At 58.1% G+C, this 20,265-nt stretch carries 20 protein-coding genes and 1 pseudogene; 11 read left to right on the forward strand and 10 right to left on the reverse strand.

Annotated features, from left to right (window positions below; all coding sequences use genetic code 11):
• Positions 1-26: 26 nt before the first annotated feature.
• Positions 27-824, reverse strand: a complete 798-nt coding sequence (locus tag BUB23_RS18930) for an enoyl-CoA hydratase/isomerase family protein (RefSeq protein WP_073106197.1) — start codon at positions 822-824, stop codon at positions 27-29.
• A gap of 25 nt (positions 825-849) precedes the next feature.
• Positions 850-1,827, reverse strand: coding sequence for a Bug family tripartite tricarboxylate transporter substrate binding protein (locus BUB23_RS18935; protein ID WP_073106201.1), 978 nt, complete (start codon positions 1,825-1,827; stop codon positions 850-852).
• Positions 1,828-1,964: 137 nt separating this feature from the next.
• On the opposite strand from BUB23_RS18935, the gene BUB23_RS18940 reads away from it, so the two are divergent.
• Positions 1,965-2,672: a GntR family transcriptional regulator gene (locus BUB23_RS18940; protein WP_084136128.1), complete on the forward strand. Its 708-nt coding sequence runs from the start codon at positions 1,965-1,967 to the stop codon at positions 2,670-2,672.
• 65 nt (positions 2,673-2,737) lie between these two features.
• Positions 2,738-2,920 (forward strand): hypothetical protein, encoded by a 183-nt coding sequence (locus BUB23_RS18945; protein ID WP_073106577.1) that lies wholly within the window; start codon positions 2,738-2,740, stop codon positions 2,918-2,920.
• 18 nt (positions 2,921-2,938) lie between these two features.
• Here BUB23_RS18945 and BUB23_RS18950 read toward each other — a convergent pair whose 3' ends face one another.
• From BUB23_RS18950 to BUB23_RS18960, 3 genes and pseudogenes are all read right to left on the reverse strand, one after another.
• Positions 2,939-3,736: a metal ABC transporter permease gene (locus BUB23_RS18950; RefSeq protein WP_073106580.1), complete on the reverse strand. Its 798-nt coding sequence runs from the start codon at positions 3,734-3,736 to the stop codon at positions 2,939-2,941.
• Between the two features lies 1 nt (position 3,737).
• Positions 3,738-4,523, reverse strand: a pseudogene (locus BUB23_RS18955) (metal ABC transporter ATP-binding protein); the annotation flags it as partial.
• A 1-nt stretch (position 4,524) separates the two neighbouring features.
• The gene (locus BUB23_RS18960; RefSeq protein WP_073106211.1) at positions 4,525-5,406 is read right to left on the reverse strand and encodes a metal ABC transporter solute-binding protein, Zn/Mn family; all 882 of its coding nucleotides are present in this window, start codon (positions 5,404-5,406) and stop codon (positions 4,525-4,527) included.
• A 114-nt stretch (positions 5,407-5,520) separates the two neighbouring features.
• On the opposite strand from BUB23_RS18960, the gene ykgO reads away from it, so the two are divergent.
• From ykgO to BUB23_RS18990, 6 genes are all read left to right on the forward strand, one after another.
• Positions 5,521-5,667, forward strand: coding sequence for a type B 50S ribosomal protein L36 (gene ykgO, locus BUB23_RS18965; RefSeq protein ID WP_073106216.1), 147 nt, complete (start codon positions 5,521-5,523; stop codon positions 5,665-5,667).
• 552 nt (positions 5,668-6,219) lie between these two features.
• Positions 6,220-7,383, forward strand: a complete 1,164-nt coding sequence (locus BUB23_RS18970) for a TRAP transporter substrate-binding protein (protein WP_073106221.1) — start codon at positions 6,220-6,222, stop codon at positions 7,381-7,383.
• 129 nt (positions 7,384-7,512) lie between these two features.
• Entirely contained in the window at positions 7,513-8,139 is a 627-nt protein-coding gene (locus BUB23_RS18975; RefSeq protein WP_073106225.1) for a TRAP transporter small permease subunit, read from the forward strand.
• Entirely contained in the window at positions 8,136-10,037 is a 1,902-nt protein-coding gene (locus tag BUB23_RS18980) for a TRAP transporter large permease (protein WP_073106230.1), read from the forward strand. The genes BUB23_RS18975 and BUB23_RS18980 overlap by 4 nt, the downstream gene beginning before the upstream one ends.
• 146 nt (positions 10,038-10,183) lie before the next feature.
• The gene (locus tag BUB23_RS18985; protein WP_425439561.1) at positions 10,184-10,549 is read left to right on the forward strand and encodes a type II toxin-antitoxin system HigB family toxin; all 366 of its coding nucleotides are present in this window, start codon (positions 10,184-10,186) and stop codon (positions 10,547-10,549) included.
• Positions 10,539-10,901, forward strand: a complete 363-nt coding sequence (locus tag BUB23_RS18990) for a helix-turn-helix domain-containing protein (protein ID WP_073106235.1) — start codon at positions 10,539-10,541, stop codon at positions 10,899-10,901. The genes BUB23_RS18985 and BUB23_RS18990 overlap by 11 nt, the downstream gene beginning before the upstream one ends.
• Before the next feature lie 25 nt (positions 10,902-10,926).
• On the opposite strand, the gene BUB23_RS18995 is transcribed toward BUB23_RS18990, so the two are convergent.
• Positions 10,927-11,349 (reverse strand): DUF2442 domain-containing protein, encoded by a 423-nt coding sequence (locus tag BUB23_RS18995; protein ID WP_073106237.1) that lies wholly within the window; start codon positions 11,347-11,349, stop codon positions 10,927-10,929.
• A complete protein-coding gene (locus BUB23_RS27880; RefSeq protein ID WP_073106240.1) occupies positions 11,336-11,584 on the reverse strand; it encodes a DUF4160 domain-containing protein in 249 nt (82 codons plus the stop codon). The genes BUB23_RS18995 and BUB23_RS27880 overlap by 14 nt, the downstream gene beginning before the upstream one ends.
• A gap of 50 nt (positions 11,585-11,634) precedes the next feature.
• Here BUB23_RS27880 and BUB23_RS27435 point away from each other — a divergent pair, with 50 nt between their 5' ends.
• From BUB23_RS27435 to BUB23_RS19020, 3 genes are all read left to right on the forward strand, one after another.
• Positions 11,635-12,198: a hypothetical protein gene (locus BUB23_RS27435; protein WP_245801322.1), complete on the forward strand. Its 564-nt coding sequence runs from the start codon at positions 11,635-11,637 to the stop codon at positions 12,196-12,198.
• A complete protein-coding gene (locus tag BUB23_RS19015) occupies positions 12,185-13,882 on the forward strand; it encodes a FliC/FljB family flagellin (RefSeq protein ID WP_073106249.1) in 1,698 nt (565 codons plus the stop codon). Before BUB23_RS27435 ends, BUB23_RS19015 begins: the two co-directional genes overlap by 14 nt.
• A 211-nt stretch (positions 13,883-14,093) precedes the next feature.
• Positions 14,094-17,576, forward strand: a complete 3,483-nt coding sequence (locus BUB23_RS19020) for an O-linked N-acetylglucosamine transferase family protein (protein WP_073106252.1) — start codon at positions 14,094-14,096, stop codon at positions 17,574-17,576.
• Positions 17,577-17,989: 413 nt separating this feature from the next.
• Here BUB23_RS19020 and BUB23_RS19025 read toward each other — a convergent pair whose 3' ends face one another.
• Genes BUB23_RS19025 through BUB23_RS19035 form a run of 3 tightly spaced genes read right to left on the reverse strand, consistent with a single transcriptional unit; the run spans position 17,990 to position 20,254 of the window.
• Positions 17,990-19,069 carry a class I SAM-dependent methyltransferase gene (locus BUB23_RS19025; protein WP_178372353.1) on the reverse strand — a complete coding sequence of 360 codons (1,080 nt, stop codon included), beginning with the start codon at positions 19,067-19,069 and terminating at the stop codon, positions 17,990-17,992.
• Positions 19,066-19,815, reverse strand: coding sequence for a class I SAM-dependent methyltransferase (locus tag BUB23_RS19030; protein ID WP_073106258.1), 750 nt, complete (start codon positions 19,813-19,815; stop codon positions 19,066-19,068). The genes BUB23_RS19025 and BUB23_RS19030 overlap by 4 nt, the downstream gene beginning before the upstream one ends.
• Before the next feature lies 1 nt (position 19,816).
• Positions 19,817-20,254, reverse strand: a complete 438-nt coding sequence (locus BUB23_RS19035) for a GNAT family N-acetyltransferase (protein WP_178372354.1) — start codon at positions 20,252-20,254, stop codon at positions 19,817-19,819.
• Positions 20,255-20,265 lie beyond the last annotated feature (11 nt).

A 20,265-nucleotide genomic window follows, 5' to 3' on the forward strand; every position in this document is an offset into this window, starting at 1 on the left:
TCATTCAAGTTCATGCCTTGTTTTCCCTATCGGCCTATGAATTCAGGCGTTTCCTTTTGCAGGAAAGCGCGGTAGCCGGCACGGAAATCTTCCGTATCGAAACAATCGAAAGCTTCGTCGCGCTCGGCGTCGGTCAGGTCGCCGCCGGCCAGCAGCCGGCGCACGAATTTCTTGTGCCAGCGCGCCACCAGCGGTGCGCCGGCGGCAATGCGCTCGGCCGTGCCGCGCGCTTCGGCGGCGACCTCCGCGTCGGCGACGACGCGGGTCACCACGCCCAGTTGCAGCGCTTGCCGGGCGTCGAAAATATTGCCTTCGAGCAGGACGGCCAGGGCGGTGGCCGGCCCCACCAGCCTCACCAGCGGGGCCAGTTCGGAATAGGACATGACCAGCCCGAGGTTTTTGATGGGCACCCCGAACCGTGAACTGGCCCCGCAGATGCGCACATCGGCCAGGCTGGCGATTTCCATGCCGCCGCCCACGCAGATGCCATGAATCTGCGCCACGACCGGCTGCGGGCAGTTGCCAATAGCCTCTATCGTGCGGCGCATCACTTTGCCGTACTCCACCGCTTGCGCCTTGTTCGAGCGCGACGTCTCGAATTCCGAGATGTCATTGCCCGGTGAAAACGCCTTTTCCCCGGCGCCGCGCAGGATGATGCAGCGCACCGCATCGTCCTGCGCCAGTTGCAGGAAATGCGAACCCAGGTCGCGCCAGACGTCTATGGTGAAGGCGTTCAGTTTCTCGGGGCGGTTGATCGTAATGGTCACGATCGCGCCGTCCCGATCGACGAGAAGCTGAGGCTTGGGTGCTATCGCTGTGTTCATATCGCTATTCCATTTTGTTGCGCGCTCAGGGCTTCTTCAAGCCCAGGTCAGCGGTGATGCGGCCATACTTTTCATATTCGCTCTGCACGAAGGCCTGGAAATCGGCGGGGCTGTCGGGACCCCCGCCCACCACCATGCCCTGATCGGCCAGCTTCGAGGCCACGCCCTTGTCCGTCAGGGAGGCCTTGAGCGCTTCGTCCAGCTTGGCCAGCACGGCGGGCGGCACATTGGCCGGCGCCAGCACGGCATACCACTGTTCCACGTCCATGCCCTTGACGCCGGCTTCGGCCAGCGTCGGCACGTCAGGCAGGGAAGCGGCCCGCTTGGCGCTGGTGACGGCCAGGGGACGCAGCTTGCCCGCCCTGACCTGCCCGATCGCGCCCGGCAGGGTGTCGAAATTCATGTCGACCTGGGCGCCCAGCAGGTCGGCCATGGCCTGGCCGCTGCCCTTGTAGGGTATGTGTTCCATCTGCGCGCCGGTGATCTGCGAGAAGCGCGCGGCGCTCAGGTGCTGGGGGCTGCCCATGCCGGACGAGGCATAGGTGTACTTGCCCGGGCTGGCCTTGACCAGATCGGTCAGTTCCTGGAGCGATTTGACATCGTTCTTGCTGGGATTCACCACCAGGATATTGGGCACGGAGCCGATGTAGCGCACGGCCGTGAAAGCCTTGACCGGGTCGTACGACACCGGCAGCATATAGGGGGCCGACACGGTGGACTGCATATTGGCCAGCAACAGCGTGTAGCCGTCGGGTTCGGCCTTGGCCACCATTTCGCCGGCGATCAGCCCGGACGCCCCGGGCCTGTTTTCGACCACCAGCGGCTGGCCGAGCACAGTAGACAAGTGCTGCGCAATGATGCGGGCCGACACGTCGGTGCCTCCGCCGGGCACGAAGCCCACCACCAGCCGCACGGGCTTGTGGGGAAAGGGTTCCTCGGCGCGCGCCGCGCCCGCCTGGACCAATGCCAATGCACCTATCAGTGCATAAAGAGTCTTTTTCATCGTTGCTTTGTCTCCGTCTTGTATTTGTTGCCGCTGGCAGTCATGCTCTATCATGAGCTCTCGACAAAATCGTTGAGTTAGTCTGGTATTTGGTATACCAGATACCACGTTATCTGTTTTATAACGAATGCGCACCTATGGATTTCCCTGATTTTCCCGCGGCAAGCTCGTCCGATCCGCTGCCCGACCCTCTGGCGATCAACCACCCCACCCTGGCGGCGGTGGTGGCGGACAAGCTACGCCAGCTCATCACCGACGGCACGCTCAAGCCTGGCACCGGCCTGAACGAACGGGACCTCTGTGAGCGGCTCAAGGTCTCCCGCACGCCCTTGCGCGAGGCCTATCGCATTCTTTCCGCCGACGGGCTGGTCAGCATCCAGCCCAAGCGCGGGGCCGTGGTCATCGAACATACTCCGGCCGATATTGAAAACATCTTCGACGTGATCGCGGTGCTGGAAGGCCTGGCCATACGCCAGGCGGCGCAGCGCGCCACCGACCAGGAATTGCAGGAAATCGCCTCGCTGCACGCCAGGATGCTCGAAGGATTCCGCAAGCAGGACATCAAGGCCTATTTCGTGGCCAGCATGGGCACGCATGTCGCCATCAGCCGGGCCGCGCACAATCCGGCGCTCGCCGCCGCCTATGAACGGCTGAATCTGCAGGTGCAGGCCCTGCGCTACAAGTCGAATCTGGACCCCGATGAGTGGAGCGCGGGCGTGGCCGACCACGAGCGCTTCGTCAAGGCGTTGCTCGAGCGCGACGCCGAGGCCGCCGAGCAGCACATCCGCGCCCACCTGGTCAACAAGAAGTCGTATCATCTCCAGGCGTCGGCTGCAACGGCTTGAGCGCCGCGCGCGGGCGGGAACGCCATATGCTGGATGCAAATGCCCGAGTCACCAAGGAAACCGCCATGACGACAAAACACACCCACCCCGCAGACCCGCAAAAAGACGATCGCGCCCGCGAAGACCAGAAGAGCCATGGCGACCAGCAGAATCGCAGCAAGAAGGACGGCCACACCAGCCAGGTGGGAAGCGGCCAGGATCAGCTCAGCCAGCGCAATCGCGGCCAGGGAGCGCGCCGCCCCGGATAGCGCTGCGCGAATGGCCGTCTAGCGCCAGGAGCGCCATTTCTGCGCCGATACCGTGGCCAGATAGGCGCCGACGCTCAGCGCCGAAATCCAGAAGCTGGTCGGCCAGTCGGTGTAGTACGCCAATGTGATGCCCAGCCAGGCCTGCGCCAGCGCCAATCCGGCCGCCAGGGCCACGCCGCAGCCCAGGCGGGCGGTCAGGCGCTGCGCCGTGGCCCCCGGGCCGACCATCAGGGTGAAGACCAGCAGCACGCCGACTATCTGTATGCTGGCAGCAGTGGCAAGCGCCACGATCGCCAGGAACAGCACGGAAATCAGCCGCAGCGACACCCCCTTCGCCTCGGCCAGTTCGGGCTGCAGGCTGGCGAAGACCAGCGGACGGGACATGGCCGCCAACAATAGCAGGCAGAGCGCGCCGATTATCCCCAGCATCCACAGCGTATCGGCATTGACGCCCAGCACGTTGCCGAACAGCAAGGCGGTGACCTGCGTCGCGTACGAGGTAAAAAAATGCAGGAACAGCATTCCCAGCCCCAGCGACAATGCCAGCACTGAGCCTATGGCAATGTCGCTGCCTTGCAGGCGGCCGCCCATCAAGCCCATGCCTATGCCTCCCAGCAGCGTCACGGCCACCAATCCGTCTATGGGCGCCAGCCCAAGCAAGGCGGCGCCCGTCGCACCGGCGAAACCGACATGCGACAGCGCGTGGCCTGCAAAGGTCTGCCCTCGCAACACCAGGAAAAAGCCCACCGGGCCGGCCAGCAGCGCAACCATGCCCCCGGCGAGAAAGGCATTGCGCATGAAATCGTATTCAAGCATGGTGGGCATGCGCTTCCTTTTCCACTTCGACCTCGCCGGACATCACGAAAATCCGCTCTTTGAGCCTGACCACATCGATGGGGGAACCGTATAGCCGCGACAGCACCGGCCCGGTAATGACTTCGTCCACCTTGCCCAGCACTGCCTGCCCGCTCCCGAGGTACAGCACCTGGTCGATGACGTTCAGCAGGGGATTGAGCTCATGCGCGCTGAACAGGACGGTAATGCCGAATTCCTGTTGTATGCGTTTGATCAGCTCGACCACGACACGCTGGTAATGCGGATCCAGGCTGATCAGCGGCTCGTCCAGCAACAATAAGCGCGGCCGGCCCAGCAGCGCCTGCGCCAGCAGCAGGCGCTGGCGTTCGCCGCCGGAGATTTCCGCCAAAGGGCGCTGGGCCAGGCCGGCGGCGCCGACCGTGTCGAGCGCCCATTGCACTTCGCGCATGGCGGCCTTGCCCAGCACGGGCAAGCCCCAGCGCTGGCCATTGCTGGCGCTGGCGACGAAATCCCAGCCGCGCAGCCGCAAGGATGCCACCGCGCCGCGCGATTGGGGCAGGTATCCAAGCGCCGCGTTGCCGCGGGTGGCCGGCGCGCCCAGCACCTGGACCGCGCCGCAATCGGGACGGACCAGGCCCAGGATGACGCGCATCAGCGTGCTTTTGCCGCCCCCGTTGGGGCCGAGCACGCCAATGAACTGGCCCTGCCCGATTTCCAGGCTGATATCGGACAGGACCGCGCGGCCGCTGAACGAGACCGTGACATGGCTCAAGGAAAGCACGCTCATGCTATTTTCCGGCTGATCCGGACAAGGCGCGCTGCGTGGCGGCGAGCTGGTCGAGCATCCATTCCTGATAGCTTTTTCCGGCCGGCTTGGTTTCGGTCACGCCCACGACCGACACCTTGTGGTCCAGAGCGATCCGCCTGGCCCGCTCGGCCGCCTGGTCCGACACCTGCTTGTTGTAGAACAGTATTTTGACCTGGGCGGTCTTCAGGTCGTTTTCGAACGCGGCAATCTGGCGGGCGCTGGGTTCAGTATCGTTCATGACCGCCAATTGGAACTCGCCGTTGCGCATGGCCAGGCCCAGCGCCTCGGCCATGTAGCCGAATACGGGCTCGGTGGCCGTGACCGGCGCGCCGGCGTATTGCGCGCGTATGGCCTGGATTTTCTCGTTCAATGGCTGCAACGAGGCAAGCACGTCCTGCAGGCGCCGCCGGTAGTCGGCCTTGTTCGCCGGGTCGGCGATTTCCAGTTCGGCGGCAATCGCTTTGGCGACCGCGGGCATCGTGGCCGGGTCGTACCATAAATGCGGATTGTCGCCCGCCTTCCTGCCGAGCAACTGGGCCGCCACGATGGTCTTGCGGCCGGGCGCTTTGGCCGCGGCCAGCAGCTTGTCCATCCAGGGGTCGTAGTCTATGCCGTTATAGATCACCAGCCGGGCCCCGCTCAGCGCTTTGGCGGTAGAGACGCTGGCCTCGAACAAATGGGGGTCCTGGTCGGGCTTGCTCAGGATGCTGGTGACGCGCACATGCGGGCCGCCAAGCTGTTCGGCGATATCGCCATAAAAGTTTTCCGCCGCCACGATGTTGACCGGCTGGCTCGCCGCGAAGCCAAACAGCGGCGCGCTGGCAAGCACGATTGCGGCGCCAAGGCGTGTCAATGAGTTCATTATTTCTCCAGTTCAAATATGTTATGTTATAACATCACGCACACTTCTTGTCATGCCTGCGCGACAAAAGCATGGCCGAATCCGCGCAATCCTTCCCCTGCCCCGGAGTTTGAAATGAAAGTCCTCTCGTCCCTGAAAGACGCCAAGAATCGCCACCGCGACTGCCAGGTCGTCAAGCGGCGCGGCCGCATCTACGTGATCTGCAAGTCCAACCCGCGCTTCAACGCCCGCCAGGGCGGCGCGAAAAACAAGAGGGCCTGAAGCCGGGAAATCGCAAGAAAGAGCGCCAGTTGCCGTTGCGGCAACCATGCGTGCGCCCGCCAGGAGCGAACATCACGATGAAAATATAACGCTCATAAACGGGAAAGCCATGAGCGCGCCTGGCCGCGTATACCGCCCCGGGCCGGGCCGCCTCGGCCAGCCTGGCAGTCGACTTCTGAGCCGCAGTCGACTTCTGAACCAGGGATCGCCGGCATGCGGCGGGGCGATGCGCCGCCGTGACAAAAAAATGTGAAGGTAAGCCACATCCGGCGAAAAAAACCGGCTGAATTTCTACGTAATAACCCTGCTCCACCGCTCCGCGCGCAGGCCTTCCATTCAGTAACTTTTAAGCTTCAAGATCTTCGCAAGCCGCATGGATGCTTGCTTTCAACTTCCTTTCATCCCATCCGCCAAGCCGCCAAACGCCTGCCTTGTCAACCTTACAGCTTGTTGACTGCCGTATTTGGATAGCCTATAAATGCCACGGCAGTTGAGTGTTTGTACCTTGTTGCAACCTACGACATATAGCATATAAAAGCCAGGAGACAAAAAATGAAAAGCAGCACGAAGGAAGTCAGCACAGCGGGTCAAGGCAAGTCCTCGCGCCGGCAATTTCTGGGCGGGGCGGCTGCGGGAACGGCAGCCGTGATGTCGATGGGGTTTCCCTCCATTGTCAGCGCGCAAACTCCGATCAATTTCCGATTTCAGAGCACATGGCCGACGGTCGATATCTTCCATGAATACGCACTGGATTTCGCCAAGAAAATCAATGACATGACCGGGGGAGAACTGAAAATAGAAGTGTTGCCGGCGGGCGCCGTCGTGCCGGCTTTCGCCCTGCTCGACGCCGTGTCCAAAGGCACGCTGGACGGCGGCCACGGGGTGCTGGGCTACAACTACGGCAAGCAGAACGCCCTGGCGCTGTTCTCGTCCGGCCCGGCGTTCGGCATGGATGCCAACATGATCCTGTCGTGGCACAAATATGGCGGCGGAAAGGAACTATTGGCCAAGCTGTACGATTCCATCGGCGGCAATGTGCAGTCCTTCCTGAGCGGCCCGATGCCGACGCAGCCTTTCGGCTGGTTCAAGAAGCCGGTCACCAAAGTCGAGGACCTCAAAGGCCTGAAATTCCGCACCAACGGCCTGGCCATCGACCTGTTCACCGCCATGGGCGCCGCCGTCAACGCCTTGCCGGGCGGCGAAATCGTGCCGGCGCTGGACCGCGGCCTGCTGGACGGCGCCGAATTCAACAACGCCACCTCCGACCGCCTGCTGGGCTTTCCGGACGTATCCAAAGTCTGCATGCTGCAAAGCTTCCACCAGTCATCGGAAACCTTCGAGATCATTTTCAACAAAGACAAGTATGCCGCCCTGCCGGAAAAAATGAAGGCCATCATCGCCAACGCCGTCGAGGCGTCCTCGGCCGACATGTCGTGGAAGGCGGTCGACCGCTACTCGCAAGACTACATCAAGCTGCAAAAGGAAGACGGCGTCAAGTTCTACAAGACTCCCGACGCCATCCTGCAGCAGCAGCTTACCGTGTGGGACCAGATCGTCGCCGAGAAAAGCAAGACCAACCCCATGTTCAAGGAGATCGAAACCTCGCAAAGGGCGTTCGCCGCGCGCGCCATGGCGTGGGACATGGACACCAACAACAACCGCCGCATGGCCTACAACCATTACTTCGGCCGGAAAGCGGCCCCCAAGAAGAGCTAAGCCGCGGCTCTGTTGCGTTGAATGCCACCCGTCGCAGGGTGGCGTTTTGATCGGCTGCCCAGGAGCGGACCAGGTTCTGGCGTCGCCATCCGCCCCCCCGCTGCTATTCCCCAGCAAGGTGAATCTACCATGCAGAATATTTTGCTAACTATTGACCGGGTGAACACCTGGATCGGACAGCTGTTCGGCTGGTTCGTCCTGGTGTTGACCCTGTTCGTGACGTATGAAGTGTTTTCGCGATACGCGCTGGGCGCGCCCCATTCATGGGCTTTCGACGCCATGAACATGATGTATGGCGCCCTGTTCATGATGGCGGGCGCCTACACCTTGTCCAAGAACGGGCATGTGCGCGGCGACGTGCTGTATGGCTTTTTCCCGCCGCGCCTGCAGGCCGGGCTGGATCTGAGCCTTTACATCCTGTTCTTCTTCCCGGGCGTGATCGCCCTGTGCTGGGCCGGCTACAACTATGCCGCCGAATCGTGGGTGATCAGCGAGCACTCCACCATCACGGCCGATGGCCCGCCCATTTATCCGTTCAAGGCCATTATCCCGCTGGCCGGCATCACCCTGCTGTTCCAGGGCTTCGTGGAAGTCGTCTACTGCATAGAGTGCCTCAAGCGCGGCAGCTGGCCACGGCGCGACAAGGACGTGGAAGAAGTCGACGTCGACAAGCTCAAGGACCTGGTGCAGGTCGACCCGGACATGGATGAACTCGACAAAATCGTCGTCCAGCAACAAAAGGGAAACCATTCATGAGAAAAGAAGTCTGGTTTGGCCTTTCCATATTGGCCGCAGTCATTATCGCCCTGTTCATATTAATGCCGGCGCCGGCGGACATCACCAACGGCCATCTCGGCCTGCTGATGCTGGGCCTGATCGTGGTGACGATCATGCTGGGCTTTCCCACGGCCTTCACCCTGATGGGCATGGGGGTCATGTTCACCTATCTGGCCTACCGCAACATGGGAACGCAGATAGCCATCGAACAGACGCTGGACCTGATGGTGCTGCGCACTTACGCCGTCATGACCAATGACGTGCTGATCGCCGTGCCCCTGTTCATCTTCATGGGCTACCTGGTCGAGCGCGCCAACCTGATCGAAAAGCTGTTCAAAAGCCTGCACCTCGTCATGGCGCGCGTGCCGGGATCCCTGGCCGTGGCGACCGTGGTCACCTGCGCCGTATTCGCCACCGCCACCGGCATCGTCGGCGCGGTGGTCACGCTGATGGGCCTGCTGGCGCTGCCGGCCATGCTCAAGGCCGGCTACAGCGTCAGGCTCTCGGCCGGCGCCATCACGGCCGGCGGCTGCCTGGGCATCATGATCCCGCCCTCGGTATTGCTCATCGTCTACGGCGCGGTGGCCGGCGTATCGGTGGTCAAGCTGTACGCGGGCGCCTTCTTTCCCGGCATCATGCTGGCGGGCCTCTACGTCGTGTACATCATGGTCGTGGCCAAGCTCAACCCCAAAATAGCGCCGCCGCTGTCGCAGGAAGAGCGGCGGGTCACCCTGCCGGAATTCGCCGAGATCGCCAAGCGCACCATCAGCAACCGGGTAGTGCCAGGCCTGATAGGCGCCATCAAAGGCAAGCGCAACGCCGCGGTGCCCATGAGCACGCTGTTCAACAACCTGGCCATCGCCCTGATTCCCGCCCTGGTTTTCGTCGCCGTCATGGGCCTGAGCTACAAAATCGTGACGGCGCCGTTGCCGCAAGCCGCGAGCGGCCTGGTCGAAATGGGATTCAGCGGGCAATCGGACGGCAGCAGCCATTTTGAAAGCGGCGGATTGCAGGAGCCGGAAATCGAAGGCGGCCTGGCCGAACCCGAGGCGGCAGCCGCCAGCGCGGAACCCGACGAGCCCGAAACCGCCGGGGAAGCAGCCGCGGCCGAACCCAACGAAAGCCGGCCTGCGCCCCTGACGTTCTGGATCCTCCTGGCCATAGGCACTGTCGCATTCGCGATTTTCTATGCCTTCTTCACCTTTGCGCGGCTTGAGATCTTCAAGATGCTGCTCAGTTCCTTCTTTCCCCTGGCCATCATGATCCTGGCGGTGCTGGGCAGCATCGTATTCGGCCTGGCCACGCCATCCGAGGCCGCGGCGATGGGCTCCTTCGGCGGCATACTGCTGGCGCTGGCCTACCGGCGCCTGAACCTGGCAATGATGAAGGAATCTGTCTACCTGGCGGCCAAGACCAGCGCCATGGTGTGCTGGCTGTTCGTGGGCTCCAGCATATTCTCGGCCGCCTTCGCGCTGCTGGGCGGACAGGAAATCATCAATACCTGGGTCATGGGCATGGAGCTCACCCCCGTGCAATTCATGATCCTGGCCCAGATCGTGATCTTCCTGCTGGGCTGGCCGCTGGAATGGACGGAAATCATCGTGATCTTCATGCCCATCTTCCTGCCGCTGCTGGCGCACTACCAGATCGACCCGCTGTTCTTCGGCCTGCTGGTGGCGCTGAACCTGCAGACCGCCTTCCTGTCGCCCCCGGTCGCCATGTCGGCCTTCTATCTGAAGGGAGTGGCGCCGCCCCACGTGACGCTGAACCAGATCTTCGCGGGCATGCTGCCCTTCATGGGGATACAGATCATTGCCATCGTGCTGCTGTACCTGTTCCCGGCCATCGGACTGTGGCTGCCGCGGGTGCTGTACTAGGGTGGCATGATAAAAAAGTGAAGTTTTACTAAATAAAGGGCTGGTTTCAAAAGGAACCGGCCCTTTTTTTCACTTGCCAATTCTGCGGGGAAAATCCCCCGTACCCGCATCGGCCTGGACAGGCCGACTATGGTACTACCCACAGCTTGAATAAGAACAAACTTTTTTGTATTATTCTCCCAAATTGGGAGGACAAGCTTACTATGCGAGTTATTGCCAAAAGCGCCTTGAGAAAATTTTGGCAACAACCCCCGCATAAAGACGCCCAAGGCCCCTTGGAAAGCTGGTATGAAGAAGCCATCAGCGCTTCATGGGAATCGCCTCAAAGCATCAAAGACCAATACCGAAACGCGAGTATCTGTGCTAATAACAGGGTAGTGTTCAACATAGGCGGAAACAAATACCGTTTAGTCGCAGAAGTGCAGTATCGAGCGGGTATTGTCTGGGTGAAATTTATTGGCACGCATGCTCAGTATGACCAAATCGACGTGGAGACCATCAATGAATATTAAACCCATCCGCAACGACCAAGACTTGCAGGCTGCCTTCCGCCGCCTTGAGGCTATTTTCCAGGCCGGCCAAGGCAGCCCTGAAGCCGACGAAATGGAAATACTGGTGACGCTGATCGAATCTTACGAAAATAAAAACTACCCCATCAGCCCAGCCGACCCCATCGAAGCGATCAAGTTCCGCATGGACCAGCAGGGCCTCACTCCCCATGACCTGCAGGAATATATAGGCTCCAGCGGGCGGGTATCCGAGGTGCTGAATCGCAAGCGCCCGTTGAGCCTGGGCATGATCAAGCGCCTGCACGACGGCCTGCATATTCCCTATGAAAGCTTGCTGGCCGGCGCCGCCCGCTGACTCGGCAAGACGAATGACTGCGGCATCAAACCGCAATATCTTTGACCTTCCTGGGCCGGCCGCCCAGCTTTCCGTTCTCGCGGGCGGCAGCAGCTTTTGCCCCTGTAGACGCCTTGCCGCCCCGCTTGCCCATTTGGGCGGCCATCCAACGCTCTGTGCCCAGAAAGCCTTCCAGCAGAGCAGGAAGGTATATATCCGCATCCAAGCGCGGAAAGTGAATACCTAAGCCGGACGGCGTGATTTCGACATCGGCCAGATCGATCGGCCGAGCGTGCTCCAACCCTTGCACGTCGCTGAGCGGGAAAGCCAATTCCAGTCCAGACTCAAGCAAAATAACGATACGGGCAGTTTCAACGTCGTAGCGGATCGAGATCGCGGATGGAATAGCGGCTTTCGCTGTCGCCGCACGTTGATTTGCCGCCTTGATCGTAGCTTCAGTAATGTCCATGTATATGCCTCCACGCAGTACACAGTGCTGCCAAGTTACCGGCCAAGGCATTGACGATCCTTATCAGTTCCTTGGTAGAAAATCCATAGTTCTCGCGCAATTCTGGTGGCCCTTTTGGACAGTGCAAGCTAAATACGGCTTCACAGCCGCTACCGATAGTATGGACATGCGCTGGACGGTGATCGTTGGGATAGATAACGACTCGCGTTCCATCGACAGCGAGTACTGTAGGCATTATAGCAAAACCTAAGCGTTTGGGTTATTCGGAAGAAAGGCATGAGAGGCATGCACGCTTTACGTCATGGCTGCTCTCGCCGCCTCGGCCAGAAAACCACTACGGGTCTGATGATGCCGCGTGGCGTATTCATCAATTTTTGCGAGCAAGCGGCGTGGCGGCCCGCGCTCCAGTCAACGCAGTGCGGCGTGGAAAAAATAGTAGCGGGCTTAAGTTTTGGCAGAGCGATTCAACTCCCTGGCGTTCGCCTTGCGCAAGCTGATGGCGCGTCCTACCGCCTGGAAACGGGTTTCAGCGTAGTGATTCCGAGCGTCAACGGTAATGGTAGCGGAGATAGCCCTAGCCCACATAACTGTCCGGGGGAGAAGTATGTAGCTGGCCGCATCGCTCCTGCGAGACAGGATCCTCATCCACACGTCGAAATCCAGGCCAGCGGCCCTAAAGTTCCCGGCCTCGCCGCCGTTAATGCCTGTGAACAGGAAGAAACCGGCTTTGCTTTACTGCGGTACATAGGCAGCAATACAGCACAGAACGGGCTTTTTTCTTCTTGGCAACCAGGCGGAGCAAGATTCGCCGTTTTATTTCCATTAGGAGTTTTCCATGGCTGTTATTAACACCAACTCGCTTGCCCTGATTGCCCAAGGCAACCTAGCTAAATCGCAGTCGGCTCTGGGCACTGCCATTGAGCGTCTTTCCTCTGGCCTGCGCATCAACAGCGCCAAAGACGACGCCGCCGGCCAAGCCATCGCCAACCGCTTCACGGCGAACATCAAGGGCCTGACACAGGCCACACGTAACGCCAACGACGGTATCTCGGTTGCCCAGACGACCGAAGGCGCGTTGAACGAAATCAACAACAACTTGCAACGCGTCCGCGAATTGTCGGTCCAAGCAGCCAACGGCTCGAACTCCGACTCCGACCTGCAATCGATCCAGGAAGAAATCACCCAGCGCCTCGACGAAATCGACCGCGTATCGGCTCAAACCCAGTTCAACGGCGTCAAAGTCCTTGCCCAGGACAATAAGCTGACGGTCCAGGTCGGCGCCAATGACAATGAAACCATCTCGATCAACCTGAAACAGATCAACGCCAAAACACTGGGCCTGTCGGGCTTCAATGTATCCGGCAAGGTCGAAGTACCCAACAAAGAAGCATCGCTCAGCGACGTATTGGCCGCCGGCGGCAGCAAGGTTGGCGACAATTATGACGTCGTTACGAAATTCGATGGCGTAAAAACCTCCGAAGCCTTCGCGCGCCTGGCCGATGGCAATACCGTTGCCGTAAATAACGGCACAGCCACGACAACCTATACTTACGACGCAACGACGGGGAACTTCAGCTACGACGACAGCGCTTCGGCTGCCGGCGTGGGCACGGCTACGGCAGACTTGGCAGCGCTGGTCACTGGCGTCAAGGCTGAGATCGGCACGGGCGCGAAAACCAACGTCAGCGTGACAATCGGCGGCGAAACGCACAATGGCATCAACATCGCTTCTGACGGCAAGCTGACCGCCAGCAACGGCGACGCGCTGTTTGTGAAAGACGGTGTTCTGACCGCCAACAGCGGCACCGGCGCAGTAGCCGCCACATTGGACAATGTGATCGAGACCATTGCGCGTGAACAAGACGCAAGCATCACGGTGGGTGGCAAGACATACACGACTACGGCAGCGGCTACCGCTGCTGTGACAGGCGTAATCAGCTTCGAATCGACCATCAGCAGCGCTGACCTGCAGAACATCATCAAAACCAATACTGGCGGCACCACGACCGTCACTCTTGGCGACTCGGTGATCGGCGGCGTGATCGACCTGGGTGAAGACGGCGTATCGACTGGCACCTTCGTCGACTCCCGCACAGAAAGCGGCAGCTTCACGACGGATTCCCAAGTCACCAGCTCTTATGCCGTGGACGCTGACACCGGCGCCGTCACCGTCGCCACCGGCGACAACAAGGGCGATGCCGTATACCTCAACTCGGCAGGCAAGCTGACCACCAGCAAGACCAGCAAAGGCGATGCCACCGCAGACCCCCTGGCTACCCTGGACAAGGCCCTCGCCCAAGTCGACTCGCTGCGCAGCGAGCTGGGTGCCGTACAAAACCGCTTCGAATCGACGATCGCCAACCTGAGCAACACGGTGACCAACCTGTCCACCGCCCGCTCGCGCATCGAGGACGCCGACTACGCTGTTGAAGTGTCCAACATGACCCGCGCTCAGATCCTGCAGCAAGCGGGCACCTCGGTATTGGCTCAAGCCAACCAGGTTCCCCAAACTGTGTTGTCGCTTCTGCGCTAAGCAGTACAGCAGGCTGCGCCCAAACAGGGCCAGCTTGCGCGTAAGCCCCCGCCCATGGCGGGGGCTTTTTCATGCCGCAACCGGCACAGTAAAAAAAGCCCGCTGTTTCGCGCTTTGCTTTCAGCCATTTTTGGTACGCTTGAACGCTACATATCGTTTTCGCTTCGGAGCCCTCTTGAACACCACAAACCCAATTACCGGTGACAGCGCCTTGCCTTCCGACGCGCGGCAGACCAGTGCAAGTTTTTTCTACACGTCGCCCGGCCATCTTCGCGCCGCCGCTCATCTGTACGGAGTATCGAGCGTTCCCCTGGAGGCCGCGCGGGTCCTTGAGCTAGGCTGCGGCGCAGGGGGCAATCTGCTGCCTTTTGCCCTGGCGTATCCTGACGCCAGGGTGGTCGGCATCGATATGTGGCCCGATGAAATCCAGGCCGGACGCCAGGCCATACAGGACTTGGGTGTGAAAAACCTCGAACTGCTGGCGCAGCCTTTTACCGATATCGACCAGTCGCTGGGCGAATTCGACTACATCATCGCGCATGACGGATTTACCTGGGCGCCGTCCGATGTGCGCGCGGCCATTATGCGCATCTGCCGCGACAATCTGTCCGCCCAGGGGCTAGCCTACATCAGCTACAACACTTACCCCGGCTGGAAAGCGGGCGATACATTGCGCGATGCAATGCAAATGCATACTCACAGCGCCCAAACCGCGGCCGAGGCCCTGGGCGGCGCAACCGCAATGCTGACGCTGATGTCGGACGGCCTGTTTGAGGGCCATCCACAAAAAGCCGAGATCCTTTCCGCCATAGCGCGGATACGCGAACACCCGGAATACTATTTGAATAGCGATTTCCTGCAGGCGTCCACTTCCGCGTTTTACTTTGTCGAGTTCGCGGGCGCGGCTGGCGAAGGGGGGCTCAGCTATATAGGCGATGCCCTGCCCCACAATGAAATATCATCCATCTTCGGAAAGAACGTCCAGCTGAACCACAGTCTCATGGCCATCGGACAGCCCAAGGTCATGCGCCAGCAATATCTGGACTTCGCAATGGGCCGGCAATTTCGCAGAAGCCTATTCATCAGGCAGGAGCGAACCGACACGATTCTTTCATTACCGGATCTCGGGCGGTTTACCGACCTGCGCTGGGCCGCCAATTTTCAATGGGTGGGCGCAAGCCGCAAACAGACGATCAGCCACGCCACCTTCATCAACCCTAAGGGCATCAAGGTCGATCTGGACAACCCCTATGCCATCCATATTCTTTCCGCCCTGGACGATGCGTGGCCGGCGACGCTCAGCTACGCCGACCTCGTATTCTGCACACAGCAAGTCGATGTCGAATGCGCTGACGAGCAACAGCATACCAAAGCGGTCCAGCGAGCGCTGGAATCGCTGTTCGAGAAAGGCATATTACGATACAGCCTGGGCGCCGGCCCCTATGACCAGGCCCGGAACGCGAACCTGGCTTTTATTCCATGCGTGAGCGCCGCGCATCTTGCCGCACAGCCAACGGCATGTGAAATAGCGACATTCAATCTTTGGCACGATACCCAGACGATAAGGCTTACCGGCAAACAGCGGGAACTGCTGGCCATGTTCGACGGCGCGACCAATATCGCGGCGCTGCACGACAATGACGCGGCTGATCCGGCAGCGCTGATCTCGGTCGTCACCATCCTGAAACGGCTGGGCGCGCTTATTGGCTGCGATAGCGCCTGGCTTGCCTACTACCAGGCCCAGTTGAAGAACGCCAAAGGAACGCGGGAGCAAAAACTCGCCGCCGTCGGGCCGCTCTTCGTCTATGCCAACGTCTTAAGCCGATGCGATGCAGCCAATCCGACCACCCGTCAGGGCAAGGCCGGGTATGGCATTCATTCACGGAAAGCGGAAGATACCGCCCCGAGTCCTTCTCAGCAACAGCTCAAGCACATCCTACAGCTCAAGAAGCAAGGAAAGCTTGCGGAGGCGGCGGACAGCGCGCAGCGGCTCACCGAGAAATTTCCCGATCATCCATCGAGCTGGAACATGGCGACCATTATCGCTATCGAGTCAAACCGGGTCGATGACTGCTTTGAATTCGCCCTCAAGGCAATCGCCCTGAAACCGTCGGCATCCAATCCCTACGCGCACCTTAGCGCTTGCCTCAACCAGACCCAGATGTGGGTCGATTCACGCCTGAATGCGGCGCGCGCTCTGATCCTCGATCCTCAAAACGCCGACGCCTGGAACAACATGGGCAACCACTACCGTCATTGCACGATGCCGGCCCAGGCCCGGATCTGCTACCAGCATATGGTCAACGTGGCGCCCCACAGCGCGATTGCCTCCGCCAATCTCGCCAACGTATTGGGCGATCTCGGCAATATCAAAGAAGCCGTGGAGTGGAATGAGAGAACACTCAAGCTCGAACCCAACAACTTCAGAATTCTAAGCAATCAACTTTTCACCTTGAGCCAGTCGGCCGACATCAGCGCGGAACGCTTTGTCGAGGCGCACCAGGACTATGGACGGCGGGTAGAGGCGTTTGTGCGCAAGATACCCAAGCTATTGCACACCAATATCAAAAACACCGATAGGCCGCTGCGGCTGGGGTTTGTCTCCGGGGACTTGTATGACCACGCGGTTGCGAACTTTATCGAACCCATATGGCAGCATATCGATAAAACGTCGTTTGAAATCTATGCATACCAGGCATCTCCCGTGCACGATAACGTCAGCAGGCGTCTACGCGGCTATGTGAAGGAATGGGTTCCTGCAAGCACCATGAGCGATGAAGCGCTGGCGGCACGCATACACGCAGACGCAATTGACATTCTTTTCGATCTTTCGGGGCATACAGGCCATAACCGCCTGCCTATGTTCGCCTTAAAGCCAGCGCCGGTCCAAGTGAGCTGGATAGGCTACCCCGCCACGACGGGCCTGACCGCCATGGATTATTATCTGAGCGACAATCACTTCGCTCCTCCGGCCCTGTTCGAGAATCAATTCACCGAAAAACTGGCGCTGATGCCGATATCCGCGGCATTCAAGCCTTGGCCCAACAGCCCCGAGGTGAACGGCCTGCCCGCCATGTCGAATCCTTACTTCACGTTTGCAAGCTTCAACCGGATGAGTAAAATCGGAGACGAAGTCTACCGCCAATGGGCGCGAATATTGGATGCCGTGCCGACGTCCAAATTCATGCTGGGAAATGTATATGACGGGATACGAAAAGAAGTCACTGCTCAATTTGGCAAGCATGGCATTGGCCCGGAACGGCTGATTCTTAAAGACCGGGCAACCATCCCGGACTATCTGCGACTGCATCATCAGGTGGATTTGCTGTTGGACACCTTTCCATACAGTGGCGGCACCACCACTCTTCATGGCATGTGGATGGGCGTGCCGACGGTTACCCTGACAGGAAATACCATACCGCGCCGGACTACCAGCGCTATTCTTTCCCAGGTCGAGCTGCACGGCTTTACAACGACAACGCTGAACGAGTATATAGATACCGCTATCTCGTGGAGCCAACGTACAGATGAACTGTCGGCTCTCAGGCAAGGTATGCGCGAACGCATGTTAACGCGGCATTCCGCCGAATTTGTTACCAAACACCTCGAAATCGCCTTGCATCAGATGTGGGAAATCTGGTGCGCCGGGGAGAAATCCAAAAGTTTTGAAATCGCGAAACAACCAATGAATTGACTTCCTGGCCTTATCGATTCAAACAAAAAAGGATATAAAGCGACTCAATCGAACAACTGCGGCATGAGCATACCCCAGCGTCTCGAAGCGATAGCAACAATGCCCACACGATTCTTTGAGCGTTCGGATAGTAACGACCAACGAGCGCCCTGTGGAGTTTGTAGCCGTAATCGGAACAATAGGTTCTCACCCAAAACTGGTGGGAACCTATGACACACAAAAGCAAAATCTATAGACAAGTGCCGCAATCTTTCGCGCCGGCGGTCTAGTCGAGGCCTTGCACAACTGTGAACGTGACCATGACGTTCACCTAGATCTACTGGACAAATAGCGCCGCGAATACCTGCTAGGCAAGCTGGTCAGTGAACTCATGTGGGCACGTACCGAATCGGGCACTATGCAGGCGCAGGCAATTAAAGCTGTATACATAAAGTATCACCAGCCACAAACGCAGTTTTAATGGCGCGCTCTTGTAGAAGCTCATCGCCGGCCTGTTTCGGCCCATCGCCAAAGGCCCATAGATAATCATCCACCAACACCCAGCCACCCTTTTTAACTAGAGGTACCCAGGCAAGGATATCCTGTTTAATTTCTTCATATTTGTGATTGCCATCTATGTGCAAAATCGAGATACTTCCACAAACTGGTGTGGCACCGAACTCATCTGATTGAATTAGGCCAGCCGACGCAGCAAGCCGATATTCACTCAGGGCTAGCATGGATGAATTTCGTATGTAATTTACGTTATGAAACGAGCCCACTGAGGCAATGAAGCCGAGAAACACTTGGTCCCAGTCGAGCTCCTCACCGGCCTGATTAACTAGCTTGGCCGCTATACCTTGATCCCGACTTGATTCCGCCTTCCAGGGATCAATGCAAATCACTGTCCCCAGATTATGCCATTTTGCGAGCCAAGCCAAAGCGAATGCTGACCTACCGTAATACGATCCAATTTCGATCACGTCGCCCTGCAATGATTGCCTGGCAATATGAGCCAAAAGACTAAGCTTGCAGTCATCGCTCTGACCAGGGATCCGATTAAAAGCCAGATGAAGATTCGCGTAGAGATGTGGCGAAAGGGGTGCCGCCAATTCCTCGGCGGACATGTTTAGCCCGAAAATACACGACTCCGCCCACTCATACGCTACATCAAACGGTTTCTTGTCCATCGCAATCGGCGATTCGTTGCAAACCTTGAACTTCACAGAAAACCCATCGTCTTGGCTCAAAGATTGAAAATATGACCATATCGTCGCGTGAGGCGTAAATACTTGTGTGATCCGCTCGCGCTTCAGCAAACAAATGAATGCATCATTAAATTTCGGATCTGTAATGTATGGTAAATGAACCACATCTTCACTCCGCTTTGCCGACTCCATGATATCTGATGTGGCCATGATCACTTTTAAGCCGAGCTCACGTGCTGTTACGGCGAACGCGACGGACTGAGCCATATCTATAGGAAAAACGAGCACAGATGATAGGGTATTCAAAACTGCTCCCCCTGCTCGCACATTAAAAAAATACTGGAACATAAATCAGGATACTGCTGACCTAGTTTGTAACATCCCTCCAAATATTCTTCAGAGATGATGTCTGTATTTAGCAGTCTATCCCACTGAAAATTGGCGAATGCTTTGAAAAAAATACCGGAGCGATGGACAACTTTCAAACCTGCAGCCACGGCGTCGCGCTCGAGCGTATCCAAAGAATAGGTGCAACGATGACCGTGTTCTGCTTCGTCGGGAGTAACGGCTGCGTTATGAGTGATCAGTCCCATTTTTACGGCAATCTGCCGCGATGGCGCATTCGCATTGGGACAAGCCAGAAAAAAACGTCCTCCTTCCGCTAGCCATTCGTCATTGATCCGTTTCAATATCTCGATCGGTCTATCAATGTGCTCCAGCACGTGTGTCATGACAATATTGTCGTATCGCTTAGGGAGCACTGCCTTTTCAAAGGTCGAATTGATGAACTTTACTTTATCTCCGACCCTTTTCCTTGCTTCAGCGATAGCAAGATCCGAAGCGTCAACGCAGGTTATGTCATCAAAATAAGGTTGAAACCTGCGAGTAAAATCTCCCTTGAAGCTTCCCAATTCGAGCAAGCTTCCTTCATTGAAGAAAGGCTCGAACGATTTAATCATGCAAGGATGTATTACATCAAAATCAAAACTATAGGCATATTTATGGGAATTCGTATCTTTTATTTCAGTGTTGTAATCGCGTTTGAACTTCATGTTAACCGCCGCTATTCAAATATAGAACCATCGTAATGAATGCTTCGTCCGAGCTATTCTGAGCGAAGCCAGCTTTTTTATATAAATGGATGGCAGGCGAATTTCCGTGCCCTACTTGAAGATAGATCTTATGCATACCCGAAGTTATCGAATATTCAATGCATTGCCTTAATAAGCTTTCCGCAATCCCTCTGCCCCGCCATGTTTTATTTACACTGACGCTCGAGATATATGTCGTATCAATTACCTGACTATTGCAATATGCAGCTACAAGCCCCGCTAGCGAGCCAGCCGACCACGCTTCAAACCTAGTGGCATTTATCGCCAGTTTCTGCGAATAATTATTAATTTGAACTCTGTCACTCAAGGGTGGAACGAAATCAGTATCGCAAACGGTCAGATGTTCCGCAATCTGGCCCACATTAGCTTGATTCAACATAAATTCCACGC

The sequence above is a fragment of the Pollutimonas bauzanensis genome (assembly GCF_900129885.1).
GTDB classification, from domain to species: Bacteria; Pseudomonadota; Gammaproteobacteria; order Burkholderiales; family Burkholderiaceae_B; genus Pollutimonas; species Pollutimonas bauzanensis.